Below are 24,739 nucleotides of genomic sequence, written 5' to 3'. Positions count from 1 at the left end.
ATATTTGCATCAGAACAGAACAGAGCAGAACGGACAAAAAGCTTATAAATGTATTTATTAGGATTAGATTTAGGGAGTTCATCAGTAAAAGCATCGTTATTAGATGCCGAGAGTAGCAAATGTTTGGCTACCGATTTTTTCCCAAAAAAGGAAATGCAGATAACTGCGCACGAAATAGGTTGGGCAGAGCAAGATCCTGAAATGTGGTGGAGTAATTTAAGGCAAGCCATTAAAAGTGTGATGCAAACCGCCAATGTGGATAAAGAAATGGTGAAAGCCATTGGTATTTCCTATCAGATGCATGGTTTGGTTTGTGTTGATAAAGATTTAAAGCCAGTTCGTTCTTCAATTATCTGGTGCGACAGTAGAGCTGTTGAAATAGGAGATAAAGCTTTTGAGAGTATTGGAAAAGATAAATGTTTGTCGCATTTGTTGAATTCGCCAGGAAATTTCACAGCCAGTAAATTGGCTTGGGTTAAAGAGAATGAGCCTGAAACTTTCGCAAAGATTTATAAGATAATGTTGCCTGGTGATTTTGTTGCTATGCAATTAACAGGAAAAACTTGTACTACAGTCTCTGGATTGTCGGAAGGTATTTTCTGGGATTTTAAAACGAATTCAATATCAGAAGATATTCTGAATACATATGGTATTTCAAAAGAAATGCTTCCTGAAATAGTTGATACTTTTTCGAACCAAGGACAGGTGCTTCCTGAAATTGCAGATGAATTAGGATTCTCGAGCAGTGCTGTAGTTTCATACCGTGCAGGAGATCAGCCAAACAATGCATTGTCTTTAAATGTGTTGAAACCAGGAGAAGTCGCTACTACAGCAGGTACTTCAGGAGTTGTTTACGGGCTCAGTGATGAGATTAAATTTGATCCATATTCAAGAGTGAATTCCTTTGCTCACGTGAATCATACCAAAGAAAATAATCGATTAGGGATATTGCTTTGCATTAATGGCACCGGAATTATGAATTCATGGTTGAACCATAATGTCGCAAAAGGACTTAGCTATGCCGAAATGAACGAAAAGGCAATGGAAATTCCTGTAGGATCTGATGGAATTACAATTTTACCATTCGGAAACGGAGCAGAGCGAGTTTTAAAGAATCGCGAAATAGGAGCTCAAATTTTGAATTTGAACCTGAATCGCCATACCGATGCTCATATTTATAGAGCGGCACAAGAAGGAATCGCATTTTCATTTTTTTACGGAATGGAAGTAATGAAGGAAATTGGTGTGAAAACCAATGTAATTCGTGCCGGACATGCTAATATGTTTCTGAGTCCATTGTTTAGAGAAACCTTATCGACAGTATCTGGAGCAACCATTGAGTTGTACGATACCGATGGATCTTTAGGAGCGGCTCGCGGAGCAGGATATGGAGCAGGAGTTTATTCTTCATTAGAAGAAGCATTTGCTGGACTGGAAAAAATAACTACCATCAAGCCTGATCAGAGCATTCGAGAAGAAATGTTGGTCGCATATGCTCGTTGGAATAAGGAATTACAGAAGAATTTATAAAGAAGATAGATAATATACAATTAGTAACTTAATAATAAAGAACATCATGACTATTGTAAAAGGGGACAAAGAGTATTTTCCTGGAATCGGTAAGATTGCTTACGAAGGACCAGAATCAAAAAATCCATTAGCTTACAAATGGTACGATGAGAATCGTGTTGTTGCAGGCAAAACCATGAAAGATCATTTGCGTTTTGCAGTGGCTTACTGGCATACTTTCTGTGGAGATGGTGGAGATCCATTCGGACCAGGTACTAAACAATTTCCTTGGGGAAATCAAGCTGATCCAATTAGCGCTGCGAAGTCGAAAATGGATGCTGCTTTCGAATTTATTACAAAATTAGGTGCGCCTCTTTATTGTTTTCACGATACTGATGTTGTAGGAGATGCTTCTGTTTTCGAAATTGAAAAGAGATTGTCTGTTATGGTTGACTATGCAAAGCAAAAGCAAGCAGATTCAGGCGTTAAGTTATTGTGGGGTACTGCAAATGTATTCTCCAATCCACGTTACATGAACGGTGCTTCTACCAATCCTGATTTTAATGTGATTGCTAATGCCGGTACTCAAGTGAAAAATGCATTGGATGCTACTATCGCTTTGGGTGGTACAGGTTATGTATTCTGGGGAGGTCGTGAAGGTTATATGTCTTTGTTGAATACCAACATGAAACAAGAATTGGATCATATGGCACAATTCCTAACTATGGCTCGCGATTACGGTCGTAAAAATGGATTTAAAGGAACTTTCCTTATCGAACCTAAGCCAATGGAGCCATCGAAACATCAGTACGATTTCGATACAGCTACCGTAATGGGATTTTTGAATAAATATGGTTTGGCTGATGATTTTAAAGTTAATATTGAAGTAAACCACGCGACTCTTGCAGGTCATACTTTCGAGCACGAATTACAAACTGCTGTTGATAACAACATGTTAGGTAGTATCGATGCTAACAAAGGTGATTACCAAAATGGATGGGATACTGATGAGTTTCCAACTAGTATTTACGAAACTGTTCAGGCAATGTTGCCAATTCTTGAGAATGGTGGATTTACTGACGGTGGAATTAACTTTGATGCAAAATTAAGACGTAATTCTACAGACCTAGAAGATAACTTTATAGCACACATTGGTGGTATGGATGTATTTGCTCGTGCTTTGGTGATTGCTGATAAAGTGAGAACTGAATCTCCATTATTGCAGCTTAAAAAAGATCGTTATTCATCTTTTGCATCTGGAAACGGAAAAGCATTTGCTAATGGTGATTTAAGTCTTGAAGACTTGAGAAAGATTGCTAAAGAAGTTGGAGAACCAGCTCAAACAAGCGGAAAACAAGAAAAGTTAGAACAATTAATTAACTGGTATATTTAATAAATTATCAAAAACTCCCGTTTGTTAGATTGCGGGAGTTTACTTTTAATTCTACCCCATGACTCAAGCCCAAACAAAAGGGAGTACGATGTTTATAATAGGAATCACTTTAGTGGCCACACTAGGGGGATTGTTGTTTGGTTACGATACTGCCGTAATTAGTGGAGCAACTGAAGCTCTAAAAGTATTTTTTGTAACTCCATTAGAATCTGATAGTGTACTCGCATTACAAGTTTTAGGAGAATACAAGCTTATTATTTCTCTTTGTTTTATTGTTGTTTCCTTGCTAGTTTCTAGTTTCATGTTTCGCATGTATGGAAAACAAAAGGGAATTATTTACAGTGCAATTGTAGTTCTAATAGGCGTTGTAATTTGGTATACTCAATTTTGGGTATCCGTAAACGAACTTACCGAAAACACCTTAAACTCTATTAATGGTTTCACAATTTCAAGTGCTATAATTGGTTGTATTATTGGTGGTTCTATATGTGGTTCTGTTAGTCAGAAATTAGGAAGAAAAAGAGGCTTGATTTTAGCTGCATTTCTATTTACTATTTCTGCAATTGGTTCAGCAATGCCCGAAATGATGAATTTTTTCGGAGCAAGTACTATTAGTGCATTTATCTTTTATCGTATTATAGGAGGTATTGGAGTCGGAATAGCATCTATGCTTTCGCCAATGTATATCGCCGAAATTGCACCTGCAAAATATCGTGGAAGATTGGTTTCTGGTAATCAGTTTGCAATCGTATTTGGAATGTTGGTTGTCTATTTTGTGAATTATTCGATAGCACTAAACGGAGATGCTAATTGGTTGAATGAAATTGGATGGAGATACATGTTTGCATCCGAAACAATCCCTGCAGTATTCTTTTTAGTGATGTTATATTTTGTTCCTGAATCGCCACGATATCTTATCATGAAGTCGCGTGAAAAGGAAGCCGAAGGTGTATTGAATAAAATTGTAGGAACAGTTCAAGCTCCGAAGTTATTGGCTGATATTAAGGAGTCATTGAAAGAGAATAATGCTCCATGGTTAACATTTGGAGGATTAATTATAGTAATAGGTGTTTTATTGTCTGTATTTCAGCAATTTGTTGGTATTAATGTTGTGTTGTATTATGCTGCTGAAATTTTCAGAAATTTAGGTAGTAGTACCGAAGTTGCTTTGTACCAAACCATAATTGTTGGAGCCATAAACTTAATATTTACTGTACTAGCCATTTTTACAGTAGACAAATTTGGTCGTAAACCATTGATGATTATTGGTGGTGTAGGAATGGGAATCTGTATGTTCTCATTAGGTGCAGCATTTTATTTAAACCAGATGGGTTTATTTGCATTGATTGCGATGTTAGGATACGTTGCCTTTTTTGCCATGTCATGGGGACCTGTTACCTGGGTATTGCTTTCGGAAATATTCCCGAATTCAATTCGTAGTGCCATGTCTTTAGCAGTTGCTGCTCAGTGGATGGCAAACATGGTGGTATCTTGGACATTCCCAATGATGAATGATAATTCATGGTTAACAGCTCAGTTCAATCATGGTTTTACCTATTGGATTTATGGTGTGATGGGAATTCTGTCTGCTGTATTTGTTTGGAAACTTGTTCCAGAAACTAAAGGAAGAACTTTGGAAGACATGCAAAAATTATGGAAAAAATAGAAGTTATCTAATTTCTCATTATTGTATTAATTAATTTTTTTAATCTGCTTTGATTTTATTCATTTACAATAATGGAAAAAATGAGGATTGGTTACGGATCGATCCTCATTTTATTAGATAATTAGTTAGAAATTCCACTTAATAATTTATTACTGCGAAGAAATACTAAGATGATAAGTTATTCTCAATTTGGATCTTAGTCAAAATATCTTGTAAAATTTTAGAATTAAACGGCATTTTTTTTCGTGTTTATTTGTTCTCCTTGAGTGAAGTTCTCAAATAAACAGGCATTAAGCATTTGTATGTTGGGTTGAGGCAGATCGGATTCTTTTTTTTTAAGGAAGTTTCGAATTGTTTTCAGGGTCAATAAAGAATGTTCTGCTTTAAATGAATGCAAAGTGTATTTGTATAGTTTAATAATAATTAAAACATAATAAAATGAAATTTTTTATCGACACAGCTAATCTTGATCAAATTAAAGAGGCTCAGGACTTGGGTATTTTAGACGGAGTTACAACAAATCCATCTTTAATGGCAAAGGAGGGGATTAAAGGTGTAAATAATATTAAACAGCATTATGTGAACATCTGCGAAATAGTTGATGGTGATGTTAGTGCAGAAGTAATTGCAACCGATTTTGAAGGTATGATTAAGGAAGGCGAAGAATTAGCTGCCTTACACCCACAAATTGTTGTAAAAATACCATGTATCAAAGCAGGTATTAAAGCTATAAAGTATTTAACTGGTAAAAATATTAGAACAAATTGCACACTTATCTTTTCTGCAGGTCAAGCGCTACTTGCTGCTAAAGCAGGTGCAACTTATGTTTCTCCTTTTATTGGTCGTTTAGATGATATAGGAACTGATGGAATCGGCTTAATTGAACAAATTGCAGGTATGTTCAGTCGTTACGGTTTTGAAACTGAAGTATTAGCTGCTTCTGTTCGTCATACAATGCATATTTTACAATGTATTGAAGCTGGTGCAGATGTTGCAACTTGTCCATTAAATGCTATTACCGGATTATTAAAACATCCTTTAACCGATAGTGGTTTGGAAACGTTTTTGGCTGATTATAACAAATTAAATAGCTAATAAATGATTTTTTTTATTGTCACCGTTTAGGTTGCAATGTATCTTTTAACTAATGCTAGAGCTAAAAAGAAATGTTTTATTAGCCTTTTTCGATGTTAATTTGATATTTACCATCGCTTATATTAGATAAGTTAGTGGGGCTTATTGGTTTAAGATAATAAATAATGTAAAGGATTGGCTCAAGCCGATCCTTTTTTTATTCTAGTTATTGGAATCACATTAGTAGAATACTACAGGATTTTTTGGTTAGCCAGTTCTATTGCGTGTTTTTTAGTTGTTTAAAGACCGCAGGATACAATCAACTCAAGTAGCATAATAGCATTAGAGAAACCTTAAACAAAAGCGTTGTATATAGTTTAAAGCAATCTGAGAGTGCATTAACAATTGATTGGAATATTAAAAGGTATAATAAAACTCAAAAAACTTCACTGTTTACAATATGTTAGTTTTTTTAATCTTTTTATGCAAATTGATCAGGCTGGTTTTTATGAATGTCTGGTTACTTTTAATTAAAATATGATAGGACTGAGATTTCTAAGGCTGATAAGCTAGAAGAGAACTCTGAATTTAGGAGTATAAAGAATATTATTGATATTTATATTACTTGTAGTAATACAAATATCAATAATTTGAAACTTGAAATGTTTGCGAACAAATAAAAAAGCAGTTACCTTAAAATGCGGTAACTGCCTGATGTAGTGTGTGGAGAATATCGGAATCGAACCGATGACCTCTTGACTGCCAGTCAAACGCTCTAGCCAACTGAGCTAATCCCCCTTATTTGATGACAAATATATGTGAATTTTGATAAGAGATGAGTTATTTGATAAAATAAATGTGCTAAGGTATAACCTTTTTCAGAAGTGTACGTAGAAAGAGTTGAGTGGAAAGTTAATGATGAACCATAATTGTTTGCCAAGGTAAACGATTGATTGCAGTAGAGAAATAGTGTGTATAGGTAGGATGAGTTCGGGCTTTGTTAATTTTCTACTCGTTTTTCTTAAAAATTTAGAAGTGTGGAATAATGGATGATATAAAAGTATCATCCATTATTTTGTGATAGAGTTGTAATTAATCTTGATTATAAATAATATGAAAGGTTTTGAAAAGAAAATTTCTTTCCCTTATTATATATTATGATTGTTTTATCATTTTATGATAACGTTTGTGTTTTGTTATTGATGATGTATTTTTTTGTTAATCTGATTGTTGTATTACTTGATTTTAACTAATTTTGAATTATCTATTATTGAGAAATAGGGATTAATTTATAATTTTCATTTAGATTCAGATAAAGAGAAATGTATTTCTATTACTTTCATTTCTATCTTTTGAAAATTAATTGCATATTAATAAGAGTAATATTTGGATGAATAAACGTGTTTAACGTGAATTTTTCTATCTTTAACCCCCGAATAATTAAGCATATCTAAAGTTAGATTTTGATAATACAATTTGAATCTGTATTTTTAGGCGCTGAATTTACTAGAATATAAAAAGAAAACTATGGAAGTTAAGAAGTCACAAAAAGCAGATCTGGAGAATAAGAGAGGTCTTTTTCTAGAGATTGGTCTGGCTCTTACTCTTGCCCTTGTATTTCTAGCCTTTGAGTGGCGAGTTGATACAAGTGAGGCTGGTGTATTGGTAGCTGAGCAAGAGGTTCAGGCTGAAGAGGAAATTATTCCAATTACTCGTCAAGAGCCTATTAAGCCACCACCACCACCACCACCAGCTCCTAAAGTCGCTGATGTTTTGAACATTGTGGATAACGATGAAGAAATTGATGACGAGCTAGAAATTGAAGATTCTGAAGCTGATATGGATGAAGAAGTTGAAATCCAGATCGTTGAAGAAGCTGAAGAGGAAGACGAACAACAGGTGTTTGTAATTGTAGAAGATATGCCTGAATTTCCAGGTGGGGATATTGAATTACAAAAATGGATTAACTCATCTGTAAAGTACCCTGTAATTGCACAAGAAAATGGTATTACAGGACGTGTTTACGTTGGTTTTGTTGTTAACAAAGTCGGACAAGTTGAGAATGTTAAGATTATGAGGGGTGTTGACCCATCACTTGACAAGGAAGCTCTTCGTGTGATTAACAAGATGCCAAAGTGGAAGCCAGGAAAACAACGTGGTAAAGCTGTAAAGGTATCCTATACTGTACCTATCAATTTCCAGTTACAATAAGCTAATACATATAATGTATTCAATATATGAGGCTCTGATTTATCAGAGCCTCTTTTTGTTATAAGCTAAATTACTTTATATATGAATATTGCTTACTTTTGTCAATACTTTATAAAGAGTGAATGTTCTTATCTTTTAGTGAGCTAAGGACATAAATCATATATTCAAAAATACATGGGAGATTTCCTTAATAATAAAATAGACTCGGAGAAAGCAATTTTAGTTGGTATTGTAGATCAATCTAGAGGTATAACTGAGGTTATGGTGAAAGAATATCTTGATGAATTAGATTTTCTTGCTTTAACTGCCGGTGCAGAAACGGTGAAACGTTTTACTCAGAAACTACAACGATCGAATCCAAAAACTTTTGTTGGAACGGGTAAGCTTGAAGAAATTGCACAATATATTAATGCTAATCCTGAAATAGGTTTGGTTATTTTTGATGATGAATTAACTCCATCACAATTAAGAAATATTGAGCGTGAGTTAAAATGCAAGATTCTTGATAGAACAAATTTGATTCTTGATATTTTCGCTAGTCGTGCCAAAACTGCAAATGCGAAGACTCAAGTAGAACTTGCCCAATATCAATATCTATTACCTAGACTAACACGACTATGGACTCACCTTGAGCGTCAGCGTGGTGGTATTGGTATGCGTGGGCCTGGTGAAACTCAAATAGAAACTGACCGTCGTATTATTCTTGATAAGATTGCGAAGTTGAAAGAGGATCTTAAGAAGATTGACAAGCAAAAAACGGTACAACGTAAGAATCGTGATAAAATGATTCGTGTTGCTTTAGTTGGATATACCAATGTTGGAAAATCTACACTGATGAATCTTTTGAGTAAGTCTGATGTGTTTGCAGAGAACAAACTTTTTGCGACATTGGATACAACGGTGAGAAAAGTTGTGATTCAAAACGTGCCATTCTTGTTAGCTGATACAGTTGGTTTTATTCGAAAACTTCCTCATAACTTGGTCGAATCTTTCAAATCGACATTAGACGAGGTGCGTGAGGCAGATGTTATTCTTCATGTTGTTGATATTTCTCATCCAAATTTCGAGGATCAAATCAATATTGTAAATGAAACAATGGCTGAAATCGATAAGAAGGAAAAACCTCGTTTCTTGGTTTTTAATAAAATCGATGCCTTTAGTTATGTGAAAAAAGATGAAGATGATTTAACGCCTAAGCTACGTGAAAATTATAGTCTTGATGAGTTGAAAAAAATGTGGGTGGCTAAAGGTGATACGCCATGTTTGTTTATATCAGCTAAAGAAAAAGATAATGTTGAGGAATTTAAAGAGAAAGTATATAATGTAATTCGTGATTTACATTCGGCTCGTTTTCCCTATAATAATTTCTTATATCAAGATTATAGTAATCTTAGTAAAGAAAACTAAATTAAATATAATAGATAAAAAAAGCGAGGCTTCAAAATTTAATTTGGAGTCTCGCTTCTTGTATATTAGTATAGGAATCTGTTACTTAACGATTCCATTTTTCACTAAATATTCGGCAATCTGTACTGCATTAGTAGCAGCTCCTTTACGAAGATTATCAGAAACAACCCACATATTCACACTATTAGGATTTGAGAAGTCACGGCGAATTCTACCTACAAATACATCGTCTTTTTCATGAGCAAAACGACACATCGGATAGATGTTATTTTTTGGATCATCTTGAAGAACAATTCCTTCTGAGTTAGCAATTATATCTCTTAATTCGTCCAAATCAAAATCCTTTTCGAATTCAATATTAAGCGATTCGGAGTGACCACCCACAACAGGAACACGTACAGCAGTAGCGGTAATTCTGATAGAATCGTCACAAAGAATTTTTCGTGTTTCGTTGATCAATTTCATTTCCTCTTTAGTATATGCGTTGTCTTCGAACACATCACAATGAGGCAAACAGTTTTTATCGATAGGATATGGATAAGCCATTTCTCCATCAATACCAGCTCTTTCATTTTCAAGCTGTTTAACAGCTTTAACGCCAGTTCCACTAATCGATTGGTAAGTTGAGACGATTAAACGTTTAATCTTATATTTTTTATGTAGAGGAGCTAATGCAACGACCATTTGAATGGTTGAACAGTTAGGGTTAGCGATAATCTTATCGTTAAAAGTAATTTCTGAAGCATTAATTTCGGGTACAATAAGTTTTTTTTCAGGGTTCATTCTCCATGCCGAAGAGTTATCTACGACGAAAGTTCCTGCTTTTTCAAATTCAGGAGCCCATTTTAAAGAAGTTTCTCCTCCTGCCGAGAAGATTGCAATTTGAGGTTTTAATTCAATTGCCTCTTTTATGCCAATTACTTTATATTCTTTACCTCTAAATAAGATTTTTTTCCCTATTGATTTTTCACTTGCAACGGGATACAATTCATCTACAGGAAAATTTCTTTCGGTTAATACCTCAAGCATCTTTTGTCCCACTAAACCTGTGGCGCCTACTACCGCAATTCTCATAATAAAAATTCTATTTATTTGATTAATAGTTGTAAATTACTTACTTAGATATAGTTATTGTGTGGTTAAGATCTAAGATTGCAATTTTTTAATAAAATGAATTGATTATACTAATTCGCTCCTTATCCGAAAATAAGAAGGTGTGTTGGCACATAAAATCCCAATACACCATACTATAATCAATTTAATAAACGAAGATAAAGTTTTTAGATATGAAAGTCGCTTCATTTTTTAAAGTATTATTTCTTTTTTTATTGAGTTCAGGTTTTTTACAAGCTCAAGATATTGTTTATTCAGAAAATTTTAATGACGATGTTGGGCAAGGGAATGATGGTGGAACTGTAAATCTATCTGCAGTAGATTGGACTTTAAATACAGATGCGTGTAATTTTGAAACGGGAGATTATGTGAAAGTTGTTGATACTGGCGATGATCGACTTGAAGCTATAGATTGTGACGGAGAAGCTGTTTGGATGAGTCCAATTATTGATATATCCAATTATTCGAATTTAGATATATCCATTTATACAGCTGAAACAGGATCTGGATCTAATGCAGATAATAAGTATGTAAAGCTTTATTATATACTAGATGGAGGAAGTGAAGTTTCATTTTTTGAGAGTGCTGTTGACTGGGGAAATTTTACAGCAACTATCAATAATTTAAATGGAAATACTTTACAGCTTGTTGCTCGAATGAAAACGACTTATTCGTCGGATAAAATTTATATCGATGACATTTCTGTTAAAGGAATCTTAAACGCTGTATCAAAAGATGCTCTCACGCAAGTTTTAAGTCCAGTGAGTCAAATTCCAAGTCAAACTATTAGCTCTGTTATTAATGATGAGAGCTCGTCACAAACTTTATTGAAATTTGCCTTATCAGAATCAGCTAGTTCGGATAATTTGGATACAAAAATTGCGTCCATTAAGTTTAAGAATATAGCCATTACAAATCAGGCTGACTTATTGACTCAATTTGGCGGTTTTTCGATTTATGATGGGACTAATTTTATAGTATCAAGCTCAATAAGTATAGGTGCTGATGACGTGACGCTTAATTTTGCCGAGGGTGTTTTTAGTTTACTAGATAATGGTTCTCAGGAATATGAATTAAAAGGTTTCTTAAAATCATCGGGAATTTTAGATGGTAATATTGTTGCGATGGAATTGTCAGCTTCTGATATCACAACTTATGCTTCTGGATCAGGTTTCGATACGGTAGGTAGTGTCACTATAAACTCACCTGAACATCAAATATCGGTAATTGCTACTCAGTTAAATTTTACTTCTATTCCAAGTACTAGTCTGATAAAAAATATCAGTTTTTCAGTGTCTTTAAATGCGAGTGATGTTAATGGGAATATAGATATTGATATTGATGCCAACCAGACTGTTGATTTAAGTATTCAAACGGGAACAGGCATATTATCAGGCGTTCTTTCTAAAACACTCTTGAATGGAGAGGCTGTTTTTGCAGATCTAACTTATAATATGGCTGAGAATATATCGATACAAGCATCAGCACTAGACTTGGATCCTGCTATTTCGGATCCTATATCAATTATTAGTTCACAATCTACCGATTTGACTATCAGCAATTGGACACCATCTTCATTAAATATCTCATCAATTTCAAATACGATAGAAGATGCCGTTGAAGTTTATCGTTTTTCAATAAATGATATAGGGGATGATTCTGAATCTACTTTTCTGAATTCAATTCGACTAATACCTGGAGATAATAACAATGTGGTTTGGGAGAATGTGATGGCAGGATTAGTTGTGAAAGTTGGTGATGATATTCTTGAATCAACTTATGTGTTGAGTAACTCGGCTATAGATATTACGATTCCTAGTAGTGAACTGTTGAGGGAAGTTCCTGATGGGAATAGTAAGGCATTCTCAATTTTTGTTTATTTAAAAACAGAGATAAATGATGGTGATATTCTACAAATGAATATAGAAAATTCGCATTCAAGTTGGTTGACGAGTGGAAGCGGTTTTGTGCCTAATTTTGTTGGCGATTTTAATGGACCTGAATTTAAAATTGATGTGATTGGAACTCAGTTGAATTTTACTTCGATTCCTGAAGAAGATGTGGAATTTGCATCAAATTTTATGGTTTCAGTTAATTTATCTGATAGAAATAACAATCTTGATGTGAATGCAAATCAAGAAGTAAGTTTAGCTCTAGTCGAAGGGAATGGAGATTTATCTGGAACCTTGACTAAAAATTTAAGTTCTGGAATTGTAAGTTTTGATGATCTGTCCTACAATTATTCTGAGTCGATTAATCTAGTTATTTCGGGAGATGGGTTAGAAAGTGATGAGTCAGAAGCGATTCACATATTACCATCCAATTCATCAACAGCTCAAGTTGTAAATTGGATGCCCGATAATCTTAAAATTTCATCATTGTCTGTTTCCGAAGATGATTTTAAGGAAGTTTTTCGATTCCAAATTATAGATAGTGGTGATGATCAAGTTTCAAGTGTTTTGAAATCGATACGACTAATTTCTGGTACTAAAAATACTATGGACTGGGAAGATAATATTGGTGGTTTTCGTTTGAAAATAAATGATGAAATTGCTGATGTTGATTTTATACCAAGTGCATCTTCTTTGCTTATTAACTTCGCCGAAAATGATGAATTGGCAAATATTCCCGATGGTCAAGCCGTTGATTTGTCCTTATATGTATACCTAGATGAAAAGAGTAGTGATGGACAAATTTTTCAAGCAGCTATAGAGAATAGTCATTCTCAATGGGAGCTTGATGGAACTCAATTATTACCCGAATTTACAGGTGATTTTGAAGGTGATAGCTTTGTTGTTGATGTTGAAGGAACTGAATTGAGTTTCACTGAAAAACCATCTAAAGACTTAATTCCAAATACAGATTTTGGTATGGAACTTAAATTGGTTGATAAGTTTGGGAATCAAGATCTGAATTCGATAAAAGATGCTCGAGTTTCTTTGGCTTCTGGAACAGGAAATTTGACTTCTGACTTGGGTTTAAGTGTCAATCTAATTAATGGGAAATATGTATGGACAGATTTACGATATGATAAGGCAGAGAATTTCACTTTGCTTATAGAAGTTGATGGCTTAGAGTCGATCTTGACTGATAATATATCGAGTTTAGATGCTAATTCGAGTTTGATTGCTGCAGAAACACCACTTTTGCAGCAAGTTTTAAATCCATTATCTATTGATATTGAAAATGCTGAAGCTGTTTTAAACTTTGTAATTAAAGATGAAGCTAGCAAAGATAATTTACCCACACGAGTGAGTTCCATGACGTTTTATAATACACTCATAGGTTCAGGTTTGGATTGGAAAAAACATTTGGCTGGAGCTATATTAAAAAGTAATGGTGAGATTGTTGCAAATACGACTAAAATAGAAAATGAATATATTTCATTCTCGTCTGCAGATATAGAGATAGAGAATGGAGAACAAAAGGAATTTGAATTAGGAATTTATTTTAAAAAGAGTTTGATACCTGATCATGCTAAATTTCAAGTGGAAATAAGGAAGGATCATGAATGGAAAACATCTTCCACAGGTTCATCATTGATAGATCAATTATTGGAAAGCATACAGTCTCCTATACATGAAATTGATGTCATTGCTGATCGACTAAGTTTTATATCTTATCCAAAGGAAATTGAGGATTCGGAAAATTTTAAGCTTAGGATTGCAGCTGTTGATGAATTCCAGAACATCGATATTGATCATTCATCTAGTATTAGTCTAAGTTCTGAAAGTGGTGTCTTATCAAGATTTGGTGTTGTAGGTAATTTAGCAGATGGTGTGTTGGAAATTGATGATTTGAGTTTTTCTGGTGAACAGATTTTAAAATTAACAGCCAGTAGCGATTTGGAGTTTTTTACTAAAGAGCTATTTGTTCAAGAAAAAAACATCATATTTTCTGATGATTTCGAATCTAACGATTTAAGTTTATGGGAGCATACCGATGCATGGACTGCATCTTCCTATAAACCTATTAATGGTTCCTTTAGTTTAAAGCACAATTTGACAAATGCTACAGGGAATAGCTATATTATTTGTCCTTTAAATAATATTCAAGTAGGTTCTGAGTCAATTTTTTGGGAGTTTATTCTCCATAATTCAGATTGGGATCCAACTTCATCAAACAATTTTGTTTTCCACTTATTAATGGATGCTAATAATCCTGAACTAGCAGAGAACTTTTATTCTGTGGGGATAAATTTATCTGGATCAGATGATTGTTTAAGTTTATGGGCAAGTAAAGATGAGAATACAGAACGATTAATAAAGTCTGATTTTGATTGGAATAAGGAAGAAACAGTAGCTGTTAAAGTTGAGTATAATTCGCAAGGAGAATGGATATTGTCTTATAATAGATTGGGAAATAATAGCCATTGGCTCGATGCTGGAACTGCAAGCTCAGAAGCGAATACTGATATTGAAAATTGGTATTCGGGATTAGCGTTTAATTTTGGAACTGCATCACGAGCTGGAGAATTATGGTTTGATAATCTTAAAATAGAGACATACAATACGTCACCCTATTTAAGGAATTATGAATTTTCATCAGATTCATTAGTTCTAAATTTCTCAGAAAATTTAAATATTTTGGAATCATCTAAACTGGACAATTTTGAACTTAGTTTGGGTGGTGAACCGTTGCAAATAAAAGAGATTAAGTCTACTAACATAAATAATCAACTCATTCTTTTATTTGAAAATTCGCTTGTAACAGGAAATTATAAATTGAAACTTAATTCCATTGAAGATTTGGACGGAGCCATTTCAAAAACAGATACTATTCAATTTGATTATTATGAAGAAACTAAAGAATACGATCTCGTTATTAATGAAATATTAGCTGATGAATCACCTGTTGTAGGATTACCAGAATATGAATTTATTGAGATTTATAATACGAGTGATTATCCTATTAATATAAAAGATTACAAACTGAAGGTTGGTAATGCTGAGAAAATACTTTCTGATTTCGAGATTCCATCGAAGGCGTATTTAATTCTCTGTTCCAATGCAGCAGTTGAATTTTACGAAGCGTATGGTCATGTTTTAGGAGTAAGCAGTTTTCCTAGCTTAACGAACTCCGGAACAAATATATCTCTTGAATCATCATCGGGAATGCTAATAGATGAGATTACTTACTCATCCGATTGGTATGGAGATGATGAAAAAAAAGATGGTGGCTGGAGTTTAGAGCGTATTGATGCGACTAATCATTCTTGGCAAGTAGATAATTGGCGAGCTTCTATTGATGCAAAAGGAGGAACTCCTGGACAAATTAATTCGGTAGTCGATGATAATAAGGATGAAACGGCTCCTATTTTATTGAGTTTTGATATCGATCAGCCAAATTCTATTCTTCTTTATTTTAGTGAAACTTTAAAATCATCGCAAGTCTTTTTGTTAGAAAATTATAGCATCGATAATGGTATTGGTTATCCGAATTCTATAGTCGAGATTGATGATGATCGATTTGCTTTGCGTTTAACTTTCTCTTCGGATTTTGAAAGCAATACGCACTATTTGTTTACTTTATCAGATCAATTAAGTGATTTAGCGGGAAACTTATTTGTAGATCGTGAATTTAAATTTCTATTGGCAGATTTACCTAGGGAAGGAGATTTAGTTATTAATGAAGTGCTTTTTAATCCTTACCCAAACGGTGCCGATTACGTAGAACTCTTAAATATATCAGATCGAATAATTGATGTTAAAGATCTGTTTATTGCAAATCGAGATGATAATTTTCAAATAGATCAATCTTATCAGATAAGTGACAAGTCGTATTTGCTAGAAGCTGGAGCCTATTTGCTAATTACAACTGATACAGCTAATGTTAAAATGAATTATAGCGACAGAGATGAAATGGCATTTTTAGAAATAGAAAACATGCCATCTTATAGTGATGATGAGGGGCGAGTTGTCCTTCTTAATAGTAATGATGAACAAATAGATGATTTTGCTTACGATGAATCAATGCATTTTAGTCAATTAGTTTCTGACGAGGGTGTTTCATTAGAACGTATTAATCCTGAAAAAGAAACGAATTCTAGATCAAACTGGATTTCTGCATCTCAAACTTCATATTTTGGGACGCCTGGAATGCAAAATTCTTCTTATGATATTGATCAAATAGAGGTGAATGAGATTGGTTTTAAATCAAAAATATTTTCGCCAGATAATGATGGCATTGATGATAGATTGGTTATTAATTTTAATTTGGCGAAAAGCGGTTATGTCGCGAATATTCAAGTTTACAATAGTAGAGGGATAGAAATAAAACGAATAGCCAGTAATCTAACTTTATCAACCAAAGATGAATTGTTTTGGGATGGTTTATTAGCTAATAAAGAACGTGCTCCATTTGGAATATACATTGTTTATTTTGAGTTATTTAATCCTGATGGTGACACTAAAGTGTACAAAAAGACTTGTGTTTTAGGAGGAAAGTTTAAATAGAGAAAAAGCTTTAGCTGATTCAAAAAATAAATTTTGCGTGTATAAAATCCATGTTAATTAGTCCGAAGGTAAGGCTTCGATATTTGCTATGGCCTCACTTCTGTGCGTTTTGAAAGGGCAGGTTAATATTCATCATGCAATAAATGTTTTTTGGATATATCCAATTTAAGAGGAAGCTGTCTTATGTTGGCTATTGAGTGGATAACGTAACAGTTTTCAATTTAAATTACTGCTAAATTTTCATCCTTCTTTTCCCATTTTTTAAGATATAAATACTTGACTAATTTCAGCTGAACTCACTGTCCATGTAAATATCAACTATAAGATCATCCTTAATGAAATAATAATATAATCTTAGATTCTAAACTTGTGGACTTCTTTTATTAATTCGTCTTACTTGCCCAATAAATCTAAAATAAGATCTGTAATATTAGAATCTTCTTATGTGCTTATCGAGATCGAGCATTGAATAAAAAGTCGTTTTCTTAGCTCTTGCAGCCGTTTAGAGTTTTATTTGTGAGGGGCGTTATCTAGGTATCTACTTCGATAAGTTTAAGATTCCTTAAAGTGAAATATAAATTTTCATTTACTAATTGAATTTAATTCGCAATCGTTTGCAGAAAGATATTTATGTTATAAGTTTGTGTATATTTTTAAAAAAAAATATCAAATGAATTTACAGCACTGGATTAAGGATGAAAAATTGGCTTATGAATTAGCCTCAACAGCAGGGCACTTATGGTTTAATAATTCTGTTGACTTGCTTTTATTTAGAAAGAAGCTTGTTAACCAGAGCCCTACAAAAATCTTATCTTTTCATGATTATGGTAAAAATATCATTGGAACGACTGTTGATATTGAGAATACTCTTGAAGTTGCCAAAGCAATCTTGAAACTTAATATTGTAAGGTCAAGAATTGATATTGGAAAACTGACTAAAGAATGGTGCGATAATCGTAATAATTACACAAGTATTACTGAGTTTTTGCAAGAACAGCTAGCATCATTTATGGGTGAAGATCACAACTCCTTCGATTCGAAAGATGTTGTTTTATATGGCTTTGGGCGTATTGGACGAATTGTTGCTCGCGAACTTATTAGACAATCTGGTAGAGGTGAGCAATTAAAGTTAAAGGCTATTGTTACTAGAGGAAATTCTGATTTAGAAATTCTGAAACGGATTTCCTTATTAGAAACAGATTCTGTTCATGGTGTTTTTGACAGCGTAATTATTGCAAATCTAGATAAAAAGAGCATTTCTATAAATGGACAAGAAGTTCATATGATTGCATCGAATTCACCTTCTGATATTGATTATACGAAATACGGTATCGATAATGCATTACTTATTGATAATACGGGTGTTTGGAGAGATGAAGCAGGTTTATCTCAGCACCTCGAAGCCAATGGTATCGATAAAGTTTTACTTACAGCTCCTGGGAAAGGTAATATACCAAATATCGTTTTTGGTGTGAATCAAAATGAGTTTGACGTAGATACGCATAAGATATTCTCTGCTGCTTCGTGTACTACTAATGCTATTGTTCCTCCTCTTTATGTTATTGAAAATAATTTCGAGATTGAAAAAGGGCATTTAGAAACCATTCACTCTTATACAAACGACCAAAATCTATTAGATAATTTTCACCGTAAAACAAGACGTGGACGTTCTGCTCCTATTAATATGGTATTAACAGAAACTGGTGCAAGTAAAGCTGCAGCTAAAGTTATTCCTAGTTTAAAGGGGAAATTGACTGCCAATGCTGTTCGTATACCAACGCCTAATGCATCATTAGCTATTTTAATGTTAACATTAAAAACGAAAGTAGATGTTGAAACCATTAATAAAACGCTCGAAGAAGCTTGTTTGAGAGGTGATTTAGTTGATGAAATAGAATATTCTTATTCAAGCGAATTAGTCTCTAGCGATATTATTGGTAAATCAAGTCCTGCTATTGTTGATAGTAAAGCAACTTTAGCTTCAGCCGATGGTCATAATATTGTATTATATGTTTGGTATGATAATGAATATGGTTATTCACGACAAGTTATGCGTCTTGCTAAACATATTGCCAAAGTACGATTAGCACAGAATTATTAATCAATTTGATTTTACCATATTGGGAAACCACCTTAATGACAGTTAAGGTGGTTTTTTTAGTAACCTGAATTTAAGTTTTAAATGTAACTTTTGTGTTATTTATAACATCCTTGTATTTCAACCTGACCTTCTGATTATTAATTTCTTTTATCCGACTTGTTTACTCGTTTTTCTGAAATTTTAATTTTCTAAAACAATTTTCAAGAGCTTATTAAGATATTTGAGTTTTTGAATTTGGGGAATAATTCTACACGGTATGCCCAATTCTACACATACAATTTTATAAATTTTAGAGGTTAAGATATCTTTTTTTTGTAACTTATAGAGTCGAATGCTTGGGATTAAAGCTCTTATTGAGTGTTTGATACAATAATTCAAAAGTATTGTTAAATACTGGTATGCACTTTGTTGTTGTTTCATATCGCTTCTTTGGAATGGCGATGAAAAATAGTATTAACCTTAATCTGTGGGTGTAGTAAGATAATACTTATAGGTTGTAATAAATTACCCTATGAATATGAAAAAAAGTGTTTTTAGTTTTGGAATAATATTGTTGTTCTCAGCAATATTATGGAGTTGCTCTGATAGTTCAGATAATAATTTAGAAGAGGATCTAACTTTAGTTCAATTAATGGAGGTTAAAGCAAATGCTCTATCTGATGCAGTTCTTGATATCTCCGAATCGGAAGGTTTTAAGATTATCACTGTTGATGATAGTGAAACGCTAAAAAGCAGTAATGACTCAAAAATTGAAATGAGCATTACTCTTGATGATATTAAAGGCATTTATGACTATGTACATGCTGTGAATGATGAACAATCATCAATTAAATCAAATTCTCATAAATGGTTTAATAAAGTTGGTGATTCTGAAAATTTTATTTTACAGTTGCCAAAGGAAATAGCAATGCATCCATCTAAACTTTATGAAAATGAGGATGCTGAGTATAAGAATGATTTTGTGATTACAACTTCTGATTATAATTATTCGTATTCAGGTGTCGGATTTAATTATGTATTGGATTCGAAAATTGATGTTGATACTGAATATGTAGGTGAACTGTATATAGCATGGTCTATTTTACTAGATATGCCTATCGATTATAAATCTGAATTTGTTTTTGCTAATGGTTATTCCGTGAGTGCTGAATTTGGAATAGGAAAAACGGCTTCTTACGAATTTAGTCTAAAAAAAGGTGACGAAATTATATACAAAGAGGAAGTTGATTTGACCAGTTCTGAAGATGATGAAGGTGAATTGGAATATGCTATTACCTTAGGGAATATTAAGATTGTTTTAAACTCAGAATTGGAAACTTATAGGGTTTATCGAAATGGTGAATTAGAAGAAGGTACTTTAATACAAATTGTTCAGCTTGATCAAAATTCTGATGAAGGGGACTATGGATTCTGCAGAAAAGCAATTGATGTGAAAATAACCTTTGCAAATGGTGATATTATACAATTATCTGATTTTATTTCTGATGATACCCTAGATTTAATGGATGAAATATTTACTTCAATGTACGATATTAAATTTGTAAAACATATTGTTGATAAAGTTGCTCTTGAAGTATATAATACTAATTCTAGCGTTGATAGTGAAGATTAAAAAGATTTAATTCAAAATACAAAGTCTGACTTTTAAGTCAGGCTTTTTTTATTCAAGGATTTGTAATAGGTTTTAAAGCTTTACTTATATTTAGAATATGAAGATACTTGTGTCATTAGTCTTGTTTTTTCTTTGGAGTAGTAGTTTGTTCGGTCAAAATTCCTTACCACCTGTAATAAAAGGGAAGGCCTCTTTCTATGCTGATTGGTTTGATGGGAGAATAACGTCTAATGGCGAGTTTTTCTCTCAAGAAGACTACACAGCAGCGCATAGAACTTTGCCTTTTGATACTTGGGTTCAAGTAACTAATATAGATAATATGAAATCGGTATACCTTAGAATAAATGATCGTGGACCGTATGTTAAAGGAAGAGTTATTGATTTGTCTAAAGCGGGAGCAGAAGCTATAGGTGACCTTGATAAGGGGGTTTTTAATGTGGAAATTAGAATTGTTGAAAAGAGAGAATTAATGATTTATCCTTTTGGTGTTTTTATAAAGAGAAAGAGCGTTCCCCTAAGGCAACGCTCTTCATATCTAGATTTTAATCTAATTACTCCTTAATAGTAGCACTTAAGAATTCACGGTTCAAACGAGCAATGTTTGCAATAGAAATTCCCTTAGGACATTCTACCTGGCAAGCACCTGTATTAGTACAGTTACCAAAACCTAATTCATCCATTTTAGCTACCATGCTTTTAGCACGACGAGTAGCTTCAACACGACCTTGAGGAAGTTTTGCAAGGTGAGATACCTTAGCAGAAACGAACAACATTGCCGATGAGTTTTTACAAGTTGCAACACAAGCACCACAACCAATACAAGCTGCAGCATCCATTGCTTCTTCAGCATCATCCTGAGAAATTGGAATAGCGTTACCATCAGGTACACCACCAGTGTTTACTGAAATATAACCTCCTGCTTGAAGAATTTTTTCGAATGCAGTACGATCTACCATTAAGTCTTTGATTACTGGAAATGCTCCAGCTCTCCAAGGTTCAATAGTAATGGTTGCTCCATCTTCGAATTTACGCATGTGTAATTGACATGTTGTAATATCATCATCTGGTCCATGAGCACGTCCATCAATGAACATACTACACATTCCACAGATACCTTCACGACAATCGTGATCAAAAGCGACAGGTTCTGTTCCTTTGCTTATTAGCTCTTCATTTAAGATGTCGAGCATTTCAAGAAATGAAGTTCCACCAGAAATGTTGTTGATTTGATAGGACTCGAATTTCCCTTTAGATTGAGCATCTTTTTGGCGCCAAATCTTTAACGTTAGTTCCTTTAAAATTTTATCTGCCATAGCTTACTTGTATGAACGTTGTGTTAATTCCACATTTTCGAATACTAATTCTTCCTTGGTCAATTTAGGAGCTTTACCTTCACCTTGGTATTCCCAAGCTGAAACATAAGCAAAGTTCTCATCATCACGTTTAGCTTCACCATCTTCAGTAACTGATTCTTCACGGTAATGACCACCACAAGATTCTTTTCGATCCAAAGCATCATGTGCCATCAAATCACCTAATTCAAAGAAGTCGGCAACACGTCCAGCTTTTTCCAATTCGATATTCATAGCATCGAAATCTCCAGTGATACGAAGATCTTTGTAGAAATCTTTACGGATTTCTTCAATTTCTTTGATTGCTAATTTCAATCCAGCTTCGTTACGAGCCATTCCTACATTTTCCCACATTACATTACCCAAACGCTTGTGGAAAGAATCTACAGACTTGTTTCCTTTGATATTGTATAAACGAGTCATACGATCAGTAACAGCCTTTTCTTTCTTAACAAACTCTGGATTATTTAAATCGATACGTGGAACTTGAATCTCATCAGCAAGATAATCTCCAATAGTGTATGGTAAAACGAAATAACCATCAGCCAAACCTTGCATCAAAGCAGAAGCACCTAAACGGTTAGCTCCGTGATCTGAGAAGTTAGCTTCACCAATTGCATATAAACCAGGAACGTTAGTCATTAGGTTATAATCAACCCAAAGACCACCCATTGTATAGTGAATAGCAGGATAAATTTGCATTGGCAATTCGTAAGGATTTTGATCAGTAATTTTCTCGTACATTTGGAATAAGTTTCCATAACGAGCTTCGATTACATCACGTCCTAAACGATCAATTGAATATTTAAAGTCAAGAAAAACGGCTTTACCAGTTCCATTTACACCGAAACCAGCATCACATCTTTCTTTAGCTGCACGAGATGCAACGTCACGAGGTACCAAGTTACCATAAGAAGGGTATCTTCTTTCCAAGTAGAAATCGCGATCTTCTTCAGCAATATCATTTGCTGTAATTTCACCTTTTTGCAATTTAATTGCATCTTCTTTTTTCAAAGGAGTCCAAACACGACCATCATTACGCAATGATTCCGACATTAATGTCAGTTTCGATTGTTGTTCGCCATGAATTGGAATACATGTTGGGTGAATTTGTACGTAACAAGGATTTGCAAAATAAGCACCATTCTTGTAAGCTTGCCAAGCGGCTCCAGCATTACATCCCATAGCATTTGTCGATAGGAAGAATACATTACTATATCCACCTGATGCAATTACTACAGCGTGAGCACCATGACGTTCGATTTCACCTGTAACTAAGTTACGAGTGATAATACCACGAGCTTTTCCATCAACTGTTACGATGTCTAGCATTTCGCAACGTTCGTGCATTTCAATTTGTCCTTGTCCGATCATACGGTTCATAGAAGCGTAACAACCTAACAATAATTGTTGTCCGGTTTGACCACGAGCATAGAAAGTACGACTTACTAATACACCACCGAATGAACGGTTAGATAAAGTTCCGCCATACTCACGTGCAAAAGGTACACCTTGAGCAACACATTGGTCGATGATATCGCCACTTACTTCAGCTAAACGATGAACGTTACTTTCGCGAGAACGATAGTCACCACCTTTAATTGTATCATAGAATAAACGAAAAACTGAATCGTTATCGTTTTGATAATTCTTTGAAGCATTAATACCACCTTGAGCAGCAATAGAGTGAGCTCTACGACCTGAATCTTGGTAGCAAAATGATTTTACGTTGTATCCCATCTCTGCTAAAGAAGCAGCGGCAGATCCACCAGCAAGGCCAGTTCCTACAACGATAATATCTAGTTTTCTTTTATTAGAAGGACTAACTACTTTAATAGCAGCTTTGTGTTTTGACCACTTTTCAGCTAATGGTCCGGCTGGAATTTTTGAATTTAATACTGTCATAACCGTTTTTTATTATTTAGCAAAAAAGTGTAAATACAAAGGAATGATTGTAAATCCTGCAGCAATGAAAAATGCATAGAAGTAAGATACCTTTTCTAGACGTTTTCTCCAGATATTATTGCTAAATCCAATTGATTGGAAAGCTGACCAAAATCCGTGAGAAAGGTGTAATCCTAAAAGGATAGCCCCTAATACATAAAGACAAGTGTAAACTAGTCCTAAAGTCCCAGTTGTAAATAGGTCTTTTACTAGTTTTGCTCCATTATGAACTTCTTCACCGTTAAGCATTGTAGTAGGTACTTCACCTGTAATTTGCATCTTAATAAAGAAATGCATCAAGTGCATTGCTAAGAAAACCAATACAAGTCCACCTAAAACAAACATGTTACGAGACGACCAAGTACTACTGTTACTTAAATTTTGCACTGCATACTTCTGAGGGCGAGCCTTCATGTTTTGAAGTGTTAAAGTAATAGCATAAATGATGTGGATAATGAAGCCACCAAATAATACCGGTTGTAATCCAAAACGGATAACTGGTAATGACATAAAGTGAGCTCCTGCGTTGAACAATTCACCAGTGCTATCAAACAACAAAAATGAGTTTAATATTAAGTGAACCAACACAAAAACAACAAGAAAAATACCTGATAAACTCATTATCAGCTTCTTTCCAATTGATGAACTTAAAAAACTGCTCATAGGACTAAAAATTAATTAGATTGTTTTTATTCTAATAGGATTAACTAATTCAATTGCAAATGTAGATGCTCATGTTTGAGGAAACAATATTACTTAACACATATAATCTATTTAGATTGATTCTATTAATAGTCTATTTTTAATATGTAAAGTGTTATTCATTACTAAAAATGTATATGGTTAATTCTAAACCTATTACTGAGCGTTTTCAAAGGGTTTCTAGAAAACGTTGATGAGAT

Annotated in this window: 14 protein-coding genes and 1 tRNA gene; 10 read left to right on the top strand and 5 right to left on the bottom strand. The window is 33.8% G+C overall.

What is annotated here, in order from left to right:
* The first annotated feature begins 48 nt into the window (after positions 1–48).
* From EMN46_RS01445 to fsa, 4 genes are all read left to right on the top strand, one after another.
* Positions 49–1,530 carry a xylulokinase gene (locus EMN46_RS01445; RefSeq protein WP_154198888.1) on the top strand — a complete coding sequence of 494 codons (1,482 nt, stop codon included), beginning with the start codon at positions 49–51 and terminating at the stop codon, positions 1,528–1,530.
* Between the two features lie 46 nt (positions 1,531–1,576).
* Entirely contained in the window at positions 1,577–2,902 is a 1,326-nt protein-coding gene (xylA, locus tag EMN46_RS01440) for a xylose isomerase (RefSeq protein ID WP_154198887.1), read from the top strand.
* 88 nt (positions 2,903–2,990) lie between these two features.
* Positions 2,991–4,568: a D-xylose transporter XylE gene (xylE, locus tag EMN46_RS01435; protein WP_154199022.1), complete on the top strand. Its 1,578-nt coding sequence runs from the start codon at positions 2,991–2,993 to the stop codon at positions 4,566–4,568.
* 438 nt (positions 4,569–5,006) lie between these two features.
* Positions 5,007–5,663 (top strand): fructose-6-phosphate aldolase, encoded by a 657-nt coding sequence (gene fsa, locus EMN46_RS01430; protein WP_154198886.1) that lies wholly within the window; start codon positions 5,007–5,009, stop codon positions 5,661–5,663.
* 703 nt (positions 5,664–6,366) lie between these two features.
* On the opposite strand, the gene EMN46_RS01425 is transcribed toward fsa, so the two are convergent.
* Positions 6,367–6,440 (bottom strand) — tRNA-Ala (locus EMN46_RS01425).
* 729 nt (positions 6,441–7,169) lie between these two features.
* Between EMN46_RS01425 and EMN46_RS01420 the strand changes: the two genes are divergently transcribed.
* Both EMN46_RS01420 and hflX read left to right on the top strand, forming a co-directional pair.
* On the top strand, positions 7,170–7,853 hold the full coding sequence (locus EMN46_RS01420; RefSeq protein WP_154198885.1) for an energy transducer TonB: 684 nt from the start codon (positions 7,170–7,172) through the stop codon (positions 7,851–7,853).
* A gap of 174 nt (positions 7,854–8,027) precedes the next feature.
* On the top strand, positions 8,028–9,260 hold the full coding sequence (gene hflX, locus EMN46_RS01415) for a GTPase HflX (protein WP_154198884.1): 1,233 nt from the start codon (positions 8,028–8,030) through the stop codon (positions 9,258–9,260).
* An 81-nt stretch (positions 9,261–9,341) separates the two neighbouring features.
* On the opposite strand, the gene EMN46_RS01410 is transcribed toward hflX, so the two are convergent.
* The gene (locus tag EMN46_RS01410; RefSeq protein WP_154198883.1) at positions 9,342–10,334 is read right to left on the bottom strand and encodes an aspartate-semialdehyde dehydrogenase; all 993 of its coding nucleotides are present in this window, start codon (positions 10,332–10,334) and stop codon (positions 9,342–9,344) included.
* 212 nt (positions 10,335–10,546) lie between these two features.
* Between EMN46_RS01410 and EMN46_RS01405 the strand changes: the two genes are divergently transcribed.
* The 4 genes from EMN46_RS01405 (at position 10,547) to EMN46_RS01390 (ending at position 21,103) form a co-directional block, all read left to right on the top strand.
* Complete coding sequence (locus EMN46_RS01405) at positions 10,547–16,828, top strand: lamin tail domain-containing protein (protein WP_154198882.1); 6,282 nt, start codon at positions 10,547–10,549, stop codon at positions 16,826–16,828.
* Positions 16,829–17,471: 643 nt separating this feature from the next.
* Positions 17,472–18,929, top strand: a complete 1,458-nt coding sequence (locus tag EMN46_RS01400; RefSeq protein ID WP_368667479.1) for a glyceraldehyde-3-phosphate dehydrogenase — start codon at positions 17,472–17,474, stop codon at positions 18,927–18,929.
* Positions 18,930–19,440: 511 nt separating this feature from the next.
* Positions 19,441–20,541 carry a hypothetical protein gene (locus EMN46_RS01395; protein WP_154198880.1) on the top strand — a complete coding sequence of 367 codons (1,101 nt, stop codon included), beginning with the start codon at positions 19,441–19,443 and terminating at the stop codon, positions 20,539–20,541.
* Between the two features lie 97 nt (positions 20,542–20,638).
* Positions 20,639–21,103: a septal ring lytic transglycosylase RlpA family protein gene (locus EMN46_RS01390; RefSeq protein ID WP_154198879.1), complete on the top strand. Its 465-nt coding sequence runs from the start codon at positions 20,639–20,641 to the stop codon at positions 21,101–21,103.
* Here EMN46_RS01390 and EMN46_RS01385 read toward each other — a convergent pair.
* Genes EMN46_RS01385 through EMN46_RS01375 form a run of 3 tightly spaced genes read right to left on the bottom strand, consistent with a single transcriptional unit; the run spans position 21,093 to position 24,500 of the window.
* On the bottom strand, positions 21,093–21,854 hold the full coding sequence (locus EMN46_RS01385) for a succinate dehydrogenase/fumarate reductase iron-sulfur subunit (protein ID WP_154198878.1): 762 nt from the start codon (positions 21,852–21,854) through the stop codon (positions 21,093–21,095). The genes EMN46_RS01390 and EMN46_RS01385 overlap by 11 nt on opposite strands.
* Before the next feature lie 3 nt (positions 21,855–21,857).
* On the bottom strand, positions 21,858–23,798 hold the full coding sequence (locus tag EMN46_RS01380; protein ID WP_154198877.1) for a fumarate reductase/succinate dehydrogenase flavoprotein subunit: 1,941 nt from the start codon (positions 23,796–23,798) through the stop codon (positions 21,858–21,860).
* A 12-nt stretch (positions 23,799–23,810) separates the two neighbouring features.
* Complete coding sequence (locus EMN46_RS01375) at positions 23,811–24,500, bottom strand: succinate dehydrogenase cytochrome b subunit (protein ID WP_154198876.1); 690 nt, start codon at positions 24,498–24,500, stop codon at positions 23,811–23,813.
* Positions 24,501–24,739 lie beyond the last annotated feature (239 nt).

Source organism: Ancylomarina sp. 16SWW S1-10-2, from assembly GCF_009669305.1.
GTDB lineage: Bacteria > Bacteroidota > Bacteroidia > Bacteroidales > Marinifilaceae > Ancylomarina.
The sequence above is the reverse complement of the archived record's forward strand: the minus strand, read 5'-3'. Positions and strand labels throughout refer to the sequence as shown.

Excerpts from the sequence above, each read along its gene's own strand:
- EMN46_RS01445 (WP_154198888.1), top strand. The coding sequence starts at position 49 with ATGTATTTATTAGGATTAGATTTAGGGAGTTCATCAGTAAAAGCATCG.
- xylA (WP_154198887.1), top strand. The coding sequence starts at position 1,577 with ATGACTATTGTAAAAGGGGACAAAGAGTATTTTCCTGGAATCGGTAAG.
- xylE (WP_154199022.1), top strand. The coding sequence starts at position 2,991 with ATGTTTATAATAGGAATCACTTTAGTGGCCACACTAGGGGGATTGTTG.
- fsa (WP_154198886.1), top strand. The coding sequence starts at position 5,007 with ATGAAATTTTTTATCGACACAGCTAATCTTGATCAAATTAAAGAGGCT.
- EMN46_RS01420 (WP_154198885.1), top strand. The coding sequence starts at position 7,170 with ATGGAAGTTAAGAAGTCACAAAAAGCAGATCTGGAGAATAAGAGAGGT.
- hflX (WP_154198884.1), top strand. The coding sequence starts at position 8,028 with ATGGGAGATTTCCTTAATAATAAAATAGACTCGGAGAAAGCAATTTTA.
- EMN46_RS01410 (WP_154198883.1), bottom strand. The coding sequence starts at position 10,334 with ATGAGAATTGCGGTAGTAGGCGCCACAGGTTTAGTGGGACAAAAGATG.
- EMN46_RS01405 (WP_154198882.1), top strand. The coding sequence starts at position 10,547 with ATGAAAGTCGCTTCATTTTTTAAAGTATTATTTCTTTTTTTATTGAGT.
- EMN46_RS01395 (WP_154198880.1), top strand. The coding sequence starts at position 19,441 with ATGAATATGAAAAAAAGTGTTTTTAGTTTTGGAATAATATTGTTGTTC.
- EMN46_RS01390 (WP_154198879.1), top strand. The coding sequence starts at position 20,639 with ATGAAGATACTTGTGTCATTAGTCTTGTTTTTTCTTTGGAGTAGTAGT.
- EMN46_RS01385 (WP_154198878.1), bottom strand. The coding sequence starts at position 21,854 with ATGGCAGATAAAATTTTAAAGGAACTAACGTTAAAGATTTGGCGCCAA.
- EMN46_RS01380 (WP_154198877.1), bottom strand. The coding sequence starts at position 23,798 with ATGACAGTATTAAATTCAAAAATTCCAGCCGGACCATTAGCTGAAAAG.
- EMN46_RS01375 (WP_154198876.1), bottom strand. The coding sequence starts at position 24,500 with ATGAGCAGTTTTTTAAGTTCATCAATTGGAAAGAAGCTGATAATGAGT.